This window comes from Microbacterium phyllosphaerae (assembly GCF_050628115.1).
Taxonomy (GTDB): Bacteria; Actinomycetota; Actinomycetes; order Actinomycetales; family Microbacteriaceae; genus Microbacterium; species Microbacterium phyllosphaerae_A.
The window spans coordinates 2,114,556-2,130,662 of sequence record NZ_CP192502.1 but is presented as its reverse complement, the minus strand read 5'-3'; the positions used below and the strand labels follow the sequence as shown (position 1 = coordinate 2,130,662).

Below are 16,107 nucleotides of genomic sequence, written 5' to 3'. Positions count from 1 at the left end.
TTAAATAACCTCCGGCGCCAGCGAGACGATCTTCATGAACTTCTTGTCACGAAGCTCGCGACCGACCGGTCCGAAGATACGGGTGCCACGGGGCTCCCCGTCGTTCTTCAGGATCACGGCGGCGTTCTCGTCGAACTTGATGTACGAACCGTCGGGACGGCGCGTGGACTTGACCGTGCGGACGATGACGGCCTTGACCACATCGCCCTTCTTGACGTTTCCGCCCGGGATCGCGTCCTTGACGGTCGCGACGATCGTGTCACCCAGACCGGCGTAACGACGACGCGAGCCGCCGAGCACACGGATGGTGAGCAGCTCCTTCGCGCCGGTGTTGTCGGCGACCTTGAGGCGGGATTCCTGCTGGATCACTTGGCCTTCTCCAGAATCTCCACCAGACGCCAGCGCTTCGTGGCGCTGAGCGGGCGGGTCTCGTTGATCAGGACGAGGTCGCCGATGCCGGCGGAGTTCGCCTCATCGTGCGCCTTGACCTTCGAGGTGCGGCGGATGACCTTGCCGTAAAGCGGGTGCTTCACGCGGTCCTCGACCTCGACCACGATGGTCTTGTCCATCTTGTCGCTGATGACGTAGCCACGACGCGACTTGCGGTACCCACGGGCATCCGCATCGCGGACATCGTGTGCGGCGTGCTCAGCCTCGACGGCGGCTTCCTTCTTGGTGGCCATCACTCAGCCTCTTCCTTCACGGCGTCGTCGGCGGAGTCCGCCTTCTTCGCCTTCGACTTGGTCGCCTTCTTGGCCGGAGCCTCGACGGGAGCGGGCGTCGCACGGATGCCCAGCTCGCGCTCGCGGATCACGGTGTACAGGCGCGCGATGTCGCGCTTGACGGCGCGGATGCGGCCGTGGCTCTCCAGCTGGCCGGTGGCCGACTGGAAACGGAGGTTGAACAGCTCCTCCTTGGCCTTACGCAGCTCCTCAACGAGGCGCTGGTCTTCGAACGTGTCGAGCTCTGCCGGAGCGAGCTCCTTGGTGCCGATCGCCATTACGCGTCGCCCTCCTCGCGCTTGATGATGCGTGCCTTGAGAGGCAGCTTGTGAATTGCTCGGGTCAGTGCTTCGCGAGCGAGTTCCTCGCTCACGCCGGAGACCTCGAAGAGGACGCGACCCGGCTTGACGTTCGCGACCCACCACTCGGGGGAACCCTTACCGGAACCCATGCGGGTCTCAGCAGGCTTCTTGGTGAGCGGACGGTCGGGGTAGATGTTGATCCACACCTTTCCGCCACGCTTGATGTGACGCGTGACCGCGATACGAGCGGACTCGATCTGACGGTTCGTCACATAAGCAGGCGTGAGCGCCTGGATGCCGTACTCGCCGAAGGAGACCTTCGTGCCACCGGTCGCCTGGCCGCTACGGCCGGGGTGGTGCTGCTTACGGAACTTGACCTTGCGGGGAATAAGCATCAGGCAGACGCTCCTTCTGCGACGGGTGCCTCGTTGCGCGGTGCACGACGACGGTCGCCACCACGGTCATCACGACGAGCCTTCGGGGCGTTGGCCTGCTCGCGAGCGAGCTCCTTCGCCGTCAGGTCGCCCTTGTAGATCCAGACCTTCACGCCGATGCGGCCGAAGGTGGTCTTCGCCTCGTAGAAGCCGTAGTCGATGTTCGCGCGCAGCGTGTGCAGCGGCACACGACCCTCGCGGTAGAACTCCGAACGGCTCATCTCGGCGCCGCCGAGGCGGCCGGAGACCTGGATGCGGATGCCCTTGGCGCCAGCGCGCTGCGCGCCCTGGAGACCCTTGCGCATCGCACGACGGAACGCCACACGAGCAGAGAGCTGCTCGGCGATGCCCTGTGCGACGAGCTGAGCGTCGGCCTCGGGGTTCTTGACCTCGAGGATGTTCAGCTGGATCTGCTTGCCCGAGAGCTTCTCGAGGTCGCCGCGGATGCGTTCGGCCTCTGCTCCACGACGACCGATCACGATGCCCGGACGGGCGGTGTGGATGTCGACGCGGACGCGGTCACGGGTGCGCTCGATCTCGATGTTCGAGACACCGGCGCGGTCGAGCTGCGTCTTGAGCAGGTTACGGATCTTGATGTCCTCGGCGACGTAGTCGGCGTAACGCTGACCCGGCTTCGTCGAGTCCGAGAACCAACGCGACACGTGGTCGGTCGTGATGCCGAGGCGGAAGCCGTACGGGTTTACTTTCTGTCCCATTACTTGCTCGCCTTCTTGTTGCTGTCGCTTGCCGCAGCCGGAGCTGCCTCAGGCGTCGAGAGCACGACCGTGATGTGGCTCGTGCGCTTCTTGATCTGGAAAGCGCGACCCTGTGCACGGGGCTGGAAACGCTTGAGCGTCGTGCCCTCGTCTACGTAGGCGTTAGCCACGTACAGGTCCTGCTCGTCGAGGTACTCGCCGTCACGATCCGCCTTGACCTGCGCGTTGGCCATGGCCGACGCGACAAGCTTGTAGATCGGCTCACTGGCGCTCTGCTGTGCGAACTTCAGGATCGCCAGAGCCTCCTGGGCCTGCTTGCCCTTGATGAGCGCGACGACACGACGAGCCTTCTGAGGGGTCACGCGGATGTGTCGCACGCGTGCGATGGACTCCACCATTTCTCTCTCCTCTATCGCCACCGCGTCAGCGGCGGCGGCCCTTCTTGTCGTCCTTCTCGTGGCCGCGGAAGGTGCGGGTGGGCGCGAACTCGCCCAGTTTGTGGCCGACCATGGTCTCGGACACAAACACGGGGATGTGCTTGCGACCGTCGTGGACCGCGATCGTGTGACCCAGCATGGCCGGGATGATCATGGACCGGCGAGACCAGGTCTTGATGACGTTCTTGGTGCCGGCTTCGTTCTGCACGACCACCTTGCGAAGCAGGTGATCGTCGACGAAGGGGCCCTTCTTAAGACTGCGAGGCATCTTCTCTTACTCCTACTTACGCTTCTTGCCGGCGTTACGACGACGCACGATGTACTTGTCGCTTTCCTTGTTGGCGTGACGGGTGCGACCCTCAGCCTGGCCCCACGGGGAGACGGGGTGACGTCCACCGGACGTCTTGCCCTCACCACCACCGTGCGGGTGGTCGACCGGGTTCATCGCGACACCACGGACGGTCGGGCGGACGCCCTTCCAGCGCATGCGGCCGGCCTTGCCCCAGTTGATGTTCGACTGCTCGGCGTTTCCGACCTCGCCGATGGTCGCGCGGCAGCGCGCATCGACGTTGCGGATCTCGCCCGAGGGCAGACGCAGCTGAGCGAAGTTGCCATCCTTGGCGACGAGACGGACGGATGCACCGGCCGAACGTGCCATCTTCGCGCCGCCACCGGGACGGAGCTCGATCGCGTGGATGACGGTACCCGTCGGGATGTTCTTCAGCGGGAGGTTGTTGCCCGGCTTGATGTCGGCACCTGCACCCGACTCGATGACGTCACCCTGCTTCAGCTTCGCCGGCGCGAGGATGTAGCGCTTCTCGCCGTCGAAGTAGTGCAGCAGTGCGATGCGTGCCGTGCGGTTGGGGTCGTACTCGATGTGAGCGACCTTGGCGTCCACGCCGTCCTTGTCATTGCGACGGAAGTCGATGACGCGGTACTGGCGCTTGTGGCCACCACCGATGTGACGGGTCGTGATGCGGCCCTGGTTGTTGCGACCACCGGTCTTCGAGAGCGGGCGCAGCAGCGACTTCTCCGGCGTCGATCGGGTGATCTCGGCGAAGTCAGCCACCGACGAGCCGCGACGGCCCGGGGTCGTGGGCTTGTACTTGCGAATAGCCATGATTGTCCTTATCCCCCGGATCAGCCGATTGCCGTGAAGATGTCGATGGTGCCCGACTTCAGGGTCACGATGGCGCGCTTGGTGTCCTTGCGCTTGCCCGTGCCGAAGCGGGTGCGACGAGCCTTGCCGACGCGGTTGAGGGTGTTGACCCCAGCGACCTTGACGCCGAAGATCTTCTCGATGGCGAGCTTGATCTCGGTCTTCGAAGCGCGCGGGTCCACGAGGAAGGTGTACTTACCCTCGTCGATGAGACCGTAGCTCTTCTCGGACACGACCGGCTTCAGGATGATGTCGCGCGGGTCCTTGTTCAGGGCCGTCTGGAGAACAGATGCCTGCTCGCTCATGCGGAGACCTCCTGGTTGGCGCCGGACTTGGAGGCGATGAAGCCCTCGAGCGCGGCCTGGGTGAAGACGATGTCGTCGGAGACGAGCACGTCGTATGCGTTGAGCTGGTCGAACGTCAGCACGTGCAGGTTCGACAGGTTGCGGATGCTCTTCAGCGTCACGTCGTCGTTGCGCTCGATGACGACGAGCACGTTCTTCGACGAGACGACGTTGGTGAGGAAGTTCACCGCGGTCTTCGTCGAAGGCGTGCCGTCGATGCCGAACGACTCGATGGCGTGGATGCGGTCACCGCGGAAGCGGTCGCTCAGTGCACCACGGAGGGCAGCGGCGATCATCTTCTTGGGGGTGCGCTGCGAGTAGTCGCGCGGCTTGGGGCCGTGCACGATTCCACCACCGGTCATGTGCGGTGCGCGGATGGAGCCCTGACGGGCGTTACCCGTGCCCTTCTGCTTGAAGGGCTTGCGACCGGCACCCGAGACCTCACCACGACGCTTGGTCGAGTGGGTTCCCTGGCGAGCCGCCGCGAGCTGCGCGACGACGACCTGGTGGATGAGCGGGATGTTCGTCTTGGCGTCGAACAGTTCGGCGGGAAGCTCGATCGAGCCAGCCTTCTTGCCGTCTGCCTTGAGGACGTCAAGCGCGAGAGTGGAGTCAGCCATGATCAGGCACCCTTCACTGCGTTGCGGACGTAGACGATGCGGCCACGAGCACCGGGGACGGCGCCCTTGACGAGCAGCAGACCCTTCTCGATGTCGACGGCGTGCACCGTGAGGTTGAGGACGGTCACGCGCTCGCCACCCATACGGCCGGCCATGCGCATGCCCTTGAAGACGCGGCTCGGGGTCGACGATGCGCCGATCGAGCCGGGCTTGCGGTGGTTGCGGTGCGAACCGTGCGAAGCCGAGACGCCCTTGAAGTTGTGACGCTTCATGACACCGGCGAAGCCCTTGCCCTTGCTCGTGCCGACGACGTCGACGAGCTGGCCTGCTTCGAACGTGCCGTCGACCGTGAGCTCCTGGCCCAGCGAGTAGTCAGCGGCATCCGCGGTGCGGATCTCGGTGACGTGACGACGCGGCGTGACGCCTGCAGCCTCGAAGTGAGCGGTCAGCGGCTTGTTCACCTTGCGCGGGTCGATCTGGCCGTACGCGATCTGCACGGCGTTGTAGCCGTCCTTCTCGGGGGTACGGATCTGCGTGACCACGTTCGAGGCGAGCTCGATGACGGTGACGGGAACGAGCTTGCCGTTCTCGTTCCACACCTGGGTCATACCGAGCTTCGTGCCCAGCATGCCCTTGGAAATCTTGGAGTTGATGTCAACCATGTCCGACCTCAGAGCTTGATCTCGATGTTGACATCGGCGGGCAGGTCGAGACGCATCAGCGAGTCGACGGCCTTGGGCGTCGGGTCGACGATGTCGATCAGACGCTTGTGGGTGCGCATCTCGAAGTGCTCGCGGCTGTCCTTGTACTTGTGGGGCGACCGGATGACGCACACGACGTTCTTCTCGGTCGGAAGGGGCACGGGGCCGACGACGGTTGCGCCCGCACGGGTCACAGTGTCGACGATCTTGCGTGCGGACGTGTCGATGACCTCGTGGTCATACGACTTCAGGCGAATGCGGATCTTCTGTCCCGCCATTGTCTGCTCTCTCTCTTTAGGCGTCTTACCGACCTGGGCCGGGTGACCCAGGGGCATTGGACGCACGTCGGCGCTGTTCGCGCCTCGGCACTCGAACGGCTCTCGCGAGTCGATCTGCTGCACCACTGTTCTGCTGTCATCCCGCGCGCCTCGCGGCGAGCGGATGTCCAACCTCCGCCGCGCACGGCGAAGTCCTCGTGATGAAGATGTCGGGATCGTTCTGCCACCCGCGGCCTAGGTCCCTGCGCGTCTGCGCCGCCTATGCACTGCCGTGATGGTGATCCAGCGACGCTGAGCGCGCCGGAATGTCGAACCTGTCTATTCTGCCACGGTCGATTTCACTTGCGCAAACCCGGGCGTGTCGCGCCCGCTGTGCATCTCCTGAAAGCGCACCCCAGCCGTCGGATCGGCGCCTCTGATCGACGCCGCCGACGACCCCTCAGCGCGCTGAGGAGAGCGGGGCGAGGCATCCCCATGCCTCGCCCCGCTTGGGGAGGGCGTTCAGTGCGAGGGGGCACACCGAACGCGAGGAGACCGGCGTGAAGGGACGCCGGGATCCTCGACCGAGGGCGCGGCGAAGCGACCGCCGCGCGGGCGGGAAGACGTCAGAGCGCACAGAGTGCGCGCGTCGCACGATGATCCCCAAAATCGTATTCCCCAGTTTGACGCGGCGAACCGCGTGAATTCGGGAGGTCGAACCCCTTCGACATCCCTGATCGCAAGTTCCCCAGGCGATCGAGAACCATTCTACGGGAACAGGTCGATGAAACGCGATACCGCCGCCCCGAATACTTGGTTCCGGACGCAGAAGAGCGGCGACTCCCCTCGGGGAGCCGCCGCTCTCGATCTCAGAGTCGAGCTCTACTCGTTGCCGACGGCCTTGTCGGCGCTGTCGCGGATCTCGTCGATCTTGTCCGCGGCACCCGGAGCGAGCTTCTTCGCGAAGTCGGCGACGCCGTCGAGGACCTTGTCGCTGATGTCCTCAGCCTGCTCGCTCTTGACGGCCTCGGCGATCTTGTCCTTGTTCTGCTCGTACAGATCCTTGCCCTTGTTGACGGTGTCCTCGATACCCATGCGGGCCCCCTTGTATGCGATCGGATGCGGCGGATCCCCGGCGCACGTTCATTCTGCCCGGAACGGTGCCTCGGCGGAAGAGACGCGAAAGGGGCGGTCATGAAGACCGCCCCTCCCCGTCGCGACTACTCGGCGGTGACGGCGTCCCTTCGACGGCGGTACACGAGGAACAGCCCTCCGGAGATGATCATCAGCAGCGCCATCGCGATCAGGCTCCAGGCCGTCTCGGCTCCGGTCGTCGCGAGCGGGTCGGCCGCCTTCACGTCGACGGTCGCGTCGTCGACGAGCTGCGCCTCGTCGGTCTGCTCGGTCGGCGAGTCCACCACGACGGCATTGGTCACCGACGGGTACGCCTGCTCGCCGACGCGCACGCGCAGCGTGAGCGTGACCTCCTCGTCGACGGTGAGACCGCCTTCGAGCGTCCACGTCACGACGCGGCCGTCCACCCGCACACCCTGATCGGGCGAGCTGTCGAACGTGAGCCCCGCCGGCAGCGCATCCGTGATGGTGACGGGACCGGGGTCGGCGGTCGGGCCGTCGTTGCGCACGACGATCTCGTAGACGCCGACCTTGCCGACCTGGAAGCCGCCGACGGCCGTCTTGGTGACCACGAGCGCGGCGAGGCCAGGCACCGTCACGACGTCCGACGCACGGTTGTCGTCGGGCGTGCGGTCGGGGTGCTCGCTTGTGATCTCGGTCGCGGTGACATCCGCGACGTTGACGACCTCGGGGTACGCCGAGACCAGCACCCGTGCGGTCACGACGAGCGGGGCGGCGGTCTCGCCCGGCGCGAGCGACAGCGCGTAGCGCGCGGTCACCAGGGTTCCGGCGAGGGGATCCTCGGCGTCGGCCGGCACGATCGAGTCGATCATCCAGTCCTCGCCCACCTCGTCGCCCACGAGCGTGGTGACCTCGAGACCCGCGGGCACGAGATCCGTGACCACGACACCGGTCGCCTCGGACGGACCGCTGTTGCGCACCTCGAGGGTGAACGGCAGCAGGTCGCCGATGCGCACGGCATCCGCATCGTGCGTCTTGGTGATGGCGAGATCGACCTCCCGATCCACCGTCACGGCGGCCGTGTCGGTGTCGTTGTCGGAGTTCGAGTCCGGCGTGCCGGACGACACCGTCGCCGTGTTCGTCAGCGTCGACCCGTGCACCACGGTCGGGTCGATCAGCGCATCGAGCTCGATCACGGGCGTCGCAGCGCCCACTACGAGCCCGGCGTCACCGGGCAGCAGGGTGAACGTCACTCTCTGCGGGTCCGCCTCGTCGACTGCGGCCGTCCACGCCGCCGCGGCGTCGCCCGCCAGTGCCGTGAAGCTCACGCCTGCGGGAAGACTATCGATGACCGTGACGGGACCGACCGCGTCGCTGGCACCGAGGTTGACGACCTCCACCCGGTAGCGGATGCGCTCGCCCGCCACCGCGGAGGAGATCTCCGAGCCCTCGCTGTCGATCGCCGTCTTGACCAGCTGCAGATCGGCGTCGGTCGTGACGTCGATCACCGCCGTATCGGTGTCCTCGTGCGGCGAGTCCGACCGGCTGTCCGACCACGACAGAGTCGCCGTGTTCGTCAGGGCCGTGCCCGTCGGGACGTTCGAGGCGACGCGAGCGACCACCGTGATGGTGCTGTCGCCCAGCGGGTGGTCCGCCTGGAAGCAGCTCTCGCCCGCGTCGTCGCACGTCCACCCCTCACCGGCGATCGAGATCGCGCTGAGACCGTCCGGAAGCACGTCCGTGACGAACGCGTCGGCGACAGAGGGGCCGTCGTTGCGCACGGTCAGCGTGTACTCGACCTCGGTACCCGCGATCCACGGGCCGTCGGCGACGGTCTTCGTGATCGAGAGCTCGGCGAGCGTGACGATCTCGACCGCGGCCTCACTGTGGTTGTTCGTCGGATCGAAGTCCTCCGGGCCCGTCACGTCGGCGGCGTTCACGAGTCGCTGCGGACGCACGTCCGCGGCGACCGCGGCGGTGACCTCGATCACCACCGTCGCACCCGATGCCAGGGTCTCCCCCTCGGCCAACGCCGACCACGCGATCGAGCGGCCGTCGTCGGTCACTGTCGCGTCGGCCGCGACCGCGCCGGCCCCTGCGACGTCGATGGTCGACGAGACGTACGTCATCCCGGCCGGCAGACGGTCGGCGATGTCGATCGGCGCACTCGAGATGCTCGGCCCGTCGTTGGTGACGGTCAGCAGGAAGCGCGTCTGCGTCCCCGCCGTCACCTCGGGAGCATCCGCCCCGACAGGAGCACCGTCCTCGTCGAGCACCACCTTCACGATCGAGAGGTCGGCCACCCGGTCGGATGCGGTGGTGTCGCCGTCGCGAGGGGTGTTCGTGGAGTTGGTCGCCTCGGCCTGCACCCAGTTCTCCACCTCGGAACCCGGAGCAAGCGCCGAGTCCACCGCGTAGGTCACGATGAACGACCGGGTGTTCTTCCCGCTCGCTGCAGGCACGGTGCCCGCCACGGCGAACGTGTCGTTCGCGGCCGGCCCCGCCGTGCGGGTCCAGGTGCCGTTCTCGTCCTGCACCGAGGCGTAGGCGAGCATCGTGGGGACTTCGTCGACGATGCGCACGTCCCGAGCATCCGCCGGTCCGTTGTTCGTCACGACGACCCGGTAGCTGACGGTCTCGCCGGCGACGACGTCCGGCAGGGCGGCGCCGAACTCGGAGGCATCCTTCCAGTCGCCGTCGTCGAGCACGACGCGCGTCTTGGTGACCGCGAGAGTCGTGTCATCGCCGGGCGTGACCGTGACCTCGCCGGTGTTGTTGCCGGGGACCGGATCGGTCGTCGCACCGGGATCGACGGATGCCGCGTTGCGGATCGCTCCCCCGGTCCACGACGAGTCGACGGTGCCGGTGAGCGACAGGTCCTGCGCAGGCCCCACCGGCATCTGCTCTCCGACGAAGGTCCAGGTGATCGTGTCGCCTGCGGCGGCCGGCCACCCGTCCGATGCCGTGACCGTCCAGGACGTCAGGCCGGCGGACGGATCGCGCACCTCGCCGATCCCCGCGGGGATCGTGTCGGTCACCGTGATCGGGTCGGCGTCTGTGGAGACGGCGACCGAAGGACCGTTGTTGCGCACCTTGATGCTCCAGGTGAGCGAGCGACCAGCGGTGACCTCGGCCGTGTTCACCGACTTCGTGACGGCGAGGTCCGCCGCGCTCGAGATCGGCTTGGAGGCCGTTGCGGTGTTGTCCTTCGTGATGTCGGCCGGGCGTTCGAACGTGCGGCCGGTGACGTCGGCCGTGTTCGTCGCGGTGCCCGTGGCCGGCGCCTGGATCGACACGTTCGCCACGAGGACGATCCGGTCGGTGCCTGCGGCGGCGAGGGTGCGCGCGCGGTCTCCCACGACGAACGGGTCGGATGCGGTTCCCGCGCCGGTCAGCGCGAGTGCGACACCGGTCGCGTCCGACGCCGTGGCGTAGTACCGCGCCGTGAACGCCCCCGTCGTGACGCCTGCGGGCAGCACAGTCTCATCCGTGACGACGAACGGTCCGCTCGCCGCATCCGGTCCCTGGTTCGTGACCGTGATGCGCCACTGCGGCTGCGCGTATCCGGAGCGCGCGGCGTCGCCGGCGGTCCACGCACCCTGGGCGTCGCCGCCGATGGCCGCCTTGACGACCTTCAGATCGGCACGCGCGATGTGCGCGTCAGCCGTGGCATCCGCCCCGACGTAGGCGCCGCCCGCGTTGCGCGTGGCTCCGGTCGCATCGGTCGCGGCACCGGTCACGGTGTTGCGATGGTCGATCGAGAGCCCTGCGCCCGGATCGGTCACGGCACCGGGATGCGGCGTGGACGAGAAGGTGACGAGCAGCGTGCGCTGAGCATCCGTCGCGCCCGACGCCGTGCCGGGCAGGAGCGCCTGGCAGGTCGCGGATCCGATCGTCCAGGTCACGGTCTCGCGACCGTCCTTGACGCCGATGACGGGGGACGGGAGGTCGACCGCTGCCTGCGTGCCGACGGTGAGACGCGGCACGACGGTGGCGTCGTACTGCCAGTTCGCCGGGAGCGTGTCGGTGAGCGTGAGCGTCTGAGCCGAGCCCGTCCCCGCGTTCCGAGCCTGCAGCGTCCACGAGAAGGTCTCGCCGACGAAGGCCTCGGACCCTGTCGTGACGCGCTTGCTCAGTGCGACCTGCGGGAAGCGCGGAGTGATCGCGGCGGCACCCGTGGTGTTCGTGGTGAGGTTCGCGCCTCCACCGGGTCGGGTTCCGGTACCCGGCGTGTAGACCCAGCCGTCCGTCGCTGCGGACTCGTAACGGGTGACGGCGACCTGGTTGCCCAGTGCGCCCGTGCCGAGTGCTGCGGCCTCCACGAACGTTCCCCGGTAGACGAGGTCGTACGTGTTCGAGCCCGCGATGTTGCTGAGCGGCCCGGGGAGAGTCCAGGTGATCGTTCCGCCGCGGCCGGCGTTGAGCGCCGCCTCGTCAGAGAACGTCGCCCCGTCGAGCATCGTCTGCGTGGTGTCGATGCGGATGCCTGCGCCCACCGTGTCGGTCACCACGATGCCGTACGCGGGCGACGTGCCCGCGCCGGTCGCGTTGGAGACGCGCACGCGGTAGGTGAAGGACTGGTCGGGTCCGCCCGCGGAGGCTGCACCGAACGTGCTGTCCGCCGCGCCGGTAGTCTTGACCGCCTTGGCGATCGTGACGTTCGGGTTCAGGATGCTGACGGTCGCGGTGTCGCTCTGCGAGGTGCGATCGGTCGTGGATCCGTTGACGCGGCTCCACGTGAACGTGGCGTTGTTGACCAGCGACGCGGCGGTCACCGCTGTCGTGATCCGCGCCTGATAGGTCACCGTGATCGTGCGGGTCTGGTCCCAGGCGATGATGTCGTCCTGGCTGATCTTCCACGACAGGACGCGACCGTTCAGGGTCGGCTGACCGATCTCGGGAGCGTCCGGCGCTCCGGCCCACTGTGCCGTTTCGGTGTGCGCGCCCGTCGCCACGAAGTCGACGCCTGAGGGAAGTGTGTCGGTCAGGATCACGTCATAGAAGTTGGTGCTCGTCGGAAGCGTGGTCTTCACGGTGTAGGTGACGGTGTCGCCGACCGGCGCCGACGCCGTGCTGACCGACTTGTCGATCGTGGCGTCCGGCATCCGCACGGTTGCGTTCGCCTTGGCGGTGTAGGTGCCGCTGCGGTCGGACGTGTCGCTGTCTGCACCCACCGCGAGCGGCAGGGTGCGTCCCGTCAGCTCCGCGCGGTTGGTGAACTGCGACCCACCGCCGGCCAGCGCCTCGACGGTGCCGAGGTAGCTGAGGGTCGGGGCCGCGCCCGCGCCGCGGAGGGCGGGGATGACCCACTCGATGAGCGTGCCGGTGCCCGACCCGCGCTGGATCGCGTTGCCCGTGCCGATCGCACACGTGTCGGAGAGGATGCGGGCGGTGCCCGCCGAAGGCGCCAGGGCGCTCGGTGTGATCTCGGCCGGCACGCAGTCGAGGATCACGACGTCGTAGAGAGCCGGGCTGTTCGCCGCGTTGCTCGCGGTGAGCGTGTATGTCACGGTGCCGCTGGCCGAGACGGTCGCGGACGACGCCTTCTTCGTCAGCGTCGGAACGGGCTCGACGAACTGCACCTCTGCGGAGGCCGTGCGCGTGAGGCGCGTGGCTCCGTCGGTGTTCGGGTCGAGGAAGATCAGGCTCGCGGTGTTCTTCATCACGCCTGGAAGCACGTTCACGACGCCGCTGTTCGCGGCGGAGGCATCCCGATCCTTCACCCACAGCGTGATCTGCACGCGGAACATCTGCGCCGAGGCGGTGCCGTTCGTGTAGGTGTCGGGGAAGGTCAGCACGCCGTGCGCCGCCCCCGCGGTCTCGGCCGCGCGGAACTCGCCCGTGCCGGTGCCGATCGCGAGCTGCTCCCCCGTGGGTCCGAGGTACTTCGCGCTGCCGTCGACGTACTGGTAGGTCACGCTGCCGTTCTGCAGGGCGAGCGAGCCGCCGTCGGACAGCACAGCACCCTTGACGGTGGTGTGCGCCGGGATCGTGGCCGAGTACTCGAAGGTCGCATACTCGCCCTGCACGATCTGCGATGCGGCGTTTCGAGTGCCGTCACCGAGGTCTGTGACACCGGCCGCCGCGTCTGCGACGGGCGCCACCTCGGTCGACACGAGCGTCTTCGCGATCGCGACATCGGGCAGATGCACCTCGGCGGTGCCGACGGTGTCGACATCGGATGCCGAGACCTCGGCGTCGGCGGGCGTGCGCGTGGTCAGCTGCTGGCCCCCCTGCTCCGTCTGCGGCACGACCGTGGTGATCTTCGATCCGGTGTTCTCGATGCCGTAGCTGACGATCCCGGCCGAGTTGGTGTAGCTCTGGGTCGGCTGAGCGGCGTCGCCGCCACCGGGAACCCCTGAGGGAACCGTGAGCGTGTAGCCGAGTGTGAGGCCGCGGACGACCTCGGGTGCGGCATCGGTCGCGGGGGTGGAGCCGGCGATGGAAGCACCGACCTTCCAGACCACGACGGAGCGCCCGGTGAAGGCGCTGCTGAGCGAGATGCCGTCCGGCAGAGTCTCACCGGAATCGTAGACCGACACGTCGAGTTCGGTCTGGCTGATGGGCGTCTCGGCGCCGGCACCATAGAGCGCGGACGTGAACGAGGCCACATCGGCCTTCTTCACCCCTGCGGGCAGGACGTCCCACACGACGTAGTCCGTGGTGCCGTTCTGCGGTGCCTGCACGTCGATGCGGTACTCGACCTCGTCGTTCTGGACGACCTGACGCGTGGGCACGCGCGAGCCGAAGTCCGCGCCGACAACCTCGTCGTTCACCGAGCGGATGCCCTTGGTCAGCGTCGAACCCCAATCGAGGTCGATCGTCGCCTCCTTGCGGAGGAAGGAGAGCACGCCGTCGACGTTGACCTGCTGGTACTTCGCCTGGTTCGCGGGGCTGTCGACCTCGTCGCGCGACGCCGACTGGGACTGCACCTCCGCGCGCACATAGACCGTCATGGTGCTGCCTGCAGGCACGAATCGGTCACTGCTGGTACCGCGGTTCCGCGCTCCGAACTCCCAGGTGAGCGAGGTGCCGGTCGGCGCGGTGTTCGGGATGTACGCCGTCGGGAAGGAGCCGGTTCCATAGGCGACGGGGTCCGTCGCATCCGCGAAACCGGTGATGCCCTGGTAGCCGTAGAGGATCTCCCGCACCGCGACGCCCTCGGGCAGGTAGTCGGTGAGGATCGGGTTGCGGGTGTCGATGCCGTCCGCGAAAGGCACGATCAGGCGGTACCAGACGTCGTCACCGGGCGAGAAGGGCTGCGTGGCCGCCGTCACCCAATCTGCTTCGGTCGCGTCGTCGAACGACTGTCCGCGCTCGAGCACCGTCTTGCTGAGGTCGGTGAAGTTCGACGTGATGAGAGCCGAGGAGTCGTCGCGCACCTGGCGGGTGCCGCCGACGCGGTCGCTCAGCGCGGGGTCGTTCGCGATCGCCGCGATCGGTTCGGTCTGCGCCGTCACCGTCACGTGGTTGAGGAAACTGTCACCCGAGCTGGTGCCACCGGCCGCGCCGGTGTAGTTCGGGCGCTGCATCACCGAGTACTGAGCCGTGAACGACTCGCCGGCGTCGAGGTCGTCGACGGCGAAGACGACGGTGAAGGTTCCGTCGGTCGGCGTGTAGCGGATGGACGCGAGCTGCAGCTCGGGCGAGAGCACCGCGCCGCTCGCCTCGGTCGGGAAGTTGCAGGCGTCCCCGGGGACTTCGGAGTTCCACGTCTGCTGCGAGACCTCGAGGCCGCCGATCATGAGCGAGACGCCGTCCGGAGATCCGGGGAACGCGGGGCAGAGGCCGTTCGCGATGACATCCGTGAGGACGATCCCGCGTGCGTCGACGTACTCGCTGACATCGACCTGCACCGAGTATGTGGCGAGAGATCCGGTGGTGAAGGCCTTGCCGTCGTCCACGCCCTTCAGGACGCGGACGTCGACGGCCTCGATGATCTCGTCATCGTCGTCGTGCGCGGCACGAAGCGTCTCGTCGTCATTCAGCACCGGCCCCTGATAGGTGCCGGCAGCAATGGCGATGTTGCGGAACGTCTGCGCGTCCGTGGGGTCGCTGACCCCGCCGTGGCGTGTGGAGGCGCCCGTGTTGTTGTCGAGGTTCGAGGCCTGCGCACCGCCGGCGGGCGAAGGAGCCGTGCCCTCGGGCCACAGCGCGTTCTCGAAGAGCGGGACTGCGGCGTGATAGCGGATCTGGGTCTTCGTCCCGGCGGCGAGGTCGCCGAGCGACCAGGTGATCTTCGTGTAGACGCCTGCACCGGGAAGTCCCAGCGCCGCGGCCTCGGATGCGGAGACCGACACGGTGTCCACGATCTCGCCGGCGGTGACGCCGCCGGAGAGGGGGCCGGAGCCGTCGTACTCGGCATCCGCGGAGTTGTCGCCGGTCGCGAGCCCCAGGTACTCGAGACCTGCGGGAAGGTAGTCGGTGACGATGGCACCGGTCGTCGCACCCCGGGTGGTGTTCTCGACGTCGAGCGTGTAAGTCGTGATGCTGCTGTGCGCACCGCGCAGGAGCTCGCTCTCGGCGCTCGGCTCGGTCTTGACGATGCGCAGTGCGCGCACCGGCACGTCATCGGTCGCGAGGGCGGCACCCGATGTGTGCGTCGTGGTGCGCGAGACGCTGGGCGATCCGTCGAAGGTGGGGATACGAGCCGGGTCGTCGCTCGTGTAGGCGCGGATCGAGAAGCCGACCTCGCTGCCGACGGGGTACTCGTCGCCGTTCGGCGCGATCGTGACTCGTGACGAGACCGTGCCGCCCTGAGGGAGGTCGTTGACATTCGACCACACCCAGACCTGCTGGCCTGCGGGCACAGCGCAGAGAAGCGACTGGCCGGGCGCGTTCACGAGGCCGAGCGACTCGCAGGACGCATCGGATGCCGTGCGCGAGCGATTCGGCAGGATGTCGCCTTCTGCATACACCGTCGGCGCGCCGAAGCTGCCGCCCGAGACAAGGGTCACCGACGCGGGAACGGCGGCGACGAGGCTCAGGTTGAACTGCGCTCCCCCACCGCTGTTGGTGACGTCGACATCGAATCCGACGTTCTCCCCTGCCAGGACGAAGTCCTTGCCGGCCGAAGCCGGATCGACGTTCTGCGCCGAGATGGTCGGCGCCCACAGAGCGGCGGATGCCGTCTGCGCCGTGACCCCGAGGGCGAGCGCCCCGGCGATCAGGGAGACGACGGCGGTGATCGCCGTCAGTCTCCGGGCGCGCTGAATGTTCTTTCGACGCAGGGTCGAACGCATGCTGAAACTCCCCTTAACCCTGCACGCCACTCCCCGGTGTGCAGGCACTCCCCTATCCGCACGCGCACCGCCATACGG

14 protein-coding genes are annotated in these 16,107 nt (G+C 67.5%); all 14 read right to left on the bottom strand.

The annotated features are described in order from the left end of the window. Window positions 1–369: a 50S ribosomal protein L14 gene (gene rplN, locus ACQ4LY_RS09950; protein WP_053097479.1), complete on the bottom strand. Its 369-nt coding sequence runs from the start codon at window positions 367–369 to the stop codon at window positions 1–3. Next, complete coding sequence (rpsQ, locus tag ACQ4LY_RS09945; protein WP_042538763.1) at window positions 366–683, bottom strand: 30S ribosomal protein S17; 318 nt, start codon at window positions 681–683, stop codon at window positions 366–368. Before rpsQ ends, rplN begins: the two co-directional genes overlap by 4 nt. Further along, window positions 683–1,000, bottom strand: a complete 318-nt coding sequence (gene rpmC / locus ACQ4LY_RS09940) for a 50S ribosomal protein L29 (protein WP_017829202.1) — start codon at window positions 998–1,000, stop codon at window positions 683–685. The genes rpsQ and rpmC overlap by 1 nt, the downstream gene beginning before the upstream one ends. Beyond that, window positions 1,000–1,419, bottom strand: coding sequence for a 50S ribosomal protein L16 (gene rplP, locus ACQ4LY_RS09935; protein ID WP_056312870.1), 420 nt, complete (start codon window positions 1,417–1,419; stop codon window positions 1,000–1,002). The genes rpmC and rplP overlap by 1 nt, the downstream gene beginning before the upstream one ends. Further along, window positions 1,419–2,174, bottom strand: a complete 756-nt coding sequence (gene rpsC / locus ACQ4LY_RS09930; RefSeq protein WP_017201587.1) for a 30S ribosomal protein S3 — start codon at window positions 2,172–2,174, stop codon at window positions 1,419–1,421. Before rpsC ends, rplP begins: the two co-directional genes overlap by 1 nt. Further along, a complete protein-coding gene (gene rplV, locus ACQ4LY_RS09925; RefSeq protein ID WP_053097482.1) occupies window positions 2,174–2,572 on the bottom strand; it encodes a 50S ribosomal protein L22 in 399 nt (132 codons plus the stop codon). Before rplV ends, rpsC begins: the two co-directional genes overlap by 1 nt. A 25-nt stretch (window positions 2,573–2,597) precedes the next feature. After that, window positions 2,598–2,879 (bottom strand): 30S ribosomal protein S19, encoded by a 282-nt coding sequence (gene rpsS, locus ACQ4LY_RS09920; RefSeq protein ID WP_017829205.1) that lies wholly within the window; start codon window positions 2,877–2,879, stop codon window positions 2,598–2,600. Window positions 2,880–2,891: 12 nt separating this feature from the next. After that, the gene (rplB, locus tag ACQ4LY_RS09915) at window positions 2,892–3,731 is read right to left on the bottom strand and encodes a 50S ribosomal protein L2 (protein WP_045253842.1); all 840 of its coding nucleotides are present in this window, start codon (window positions 3,729–3,731) and stop codon (window positions 2,892–2,894) included. Window positions 3,732–3,751: 20 nt separating this feature from the next. Then, a complete protein-coding gene (rplW, locus tag ACQ4LY_RS09910) occupies window positions 3,752–4,075 on the bottom strand; it encodes a 50S ribosomal protein L23 (RefSeq protein ID WP_017829206.1) in 324 nt (107 codons plus the stop codon). Beyond that, complete coding sequence (gene rplD / locus ACQ4LY_RS09905) at window positions 4,072–4,734, bottom strand: 50S ribosomal protein L4 (protein WP_045253843.1); 663 nt, start codon at window positions 4,732–4,734, stop codon at window positions 4,072–4,074. Before rplD ends, rplW begins: the two co-directional genes overlap by 4 nt. Window positions 4,735–4,736: 2 nt before the next feature. Next, entirely contained in the window at window positions 4,737–5,396 is a 660-nt protein-coding gene (rplC, locus tag ACQ4LY_RS09900; RefSeq protein WP_053097486.1) for a 50S ribosomal protein L3, read from the bottom strand. An 8-nt stretch (window positions 5,397–5,404) separates the two neighbouring features. Then, complete coding sequence (gene rpsJ, locus ACQ4LY_RS09895; RefSeq protein ID WP_017201594.1) at window positions 5,405–5,713, bottom strand: 30S ribosomal protein S10; 309 nt, start codon at window positions 5,711–5,713, stop codon at window positions 5,405–5,407. A gap of 861 nt (window positions 5,714–6,574) precedes the next feature. Continuing rightward, the gene (locus ACQ4LY_RS09890; RefSeq protein ID WP_056312873.1) at window positions 6,575–6,787 is read right to left on the bottom strand and encodes a hypothetical protein; all 213 of its coding nucleotides are present in this window, start codon (window positions 6,785–6,787) and stop codon (window positions 6,575–6,577) included. 125 nt (window positions 6,788–6,912) lie between these two features. Beyond that, window positions 6,913–16,029, bottom strand: a complete 9,117-nt coding sequence (locus ACQ4LY_RS09885) for an isopeptide-forming domain-containing fimbrial protein (RefSeq protein ID WP_431071049.1) — start codon at window positions 16,027–16,029, stop codon at window positions 6,913–6,915. Window positions 16,030–16,107: the final 78 nt, after the last annotated feature.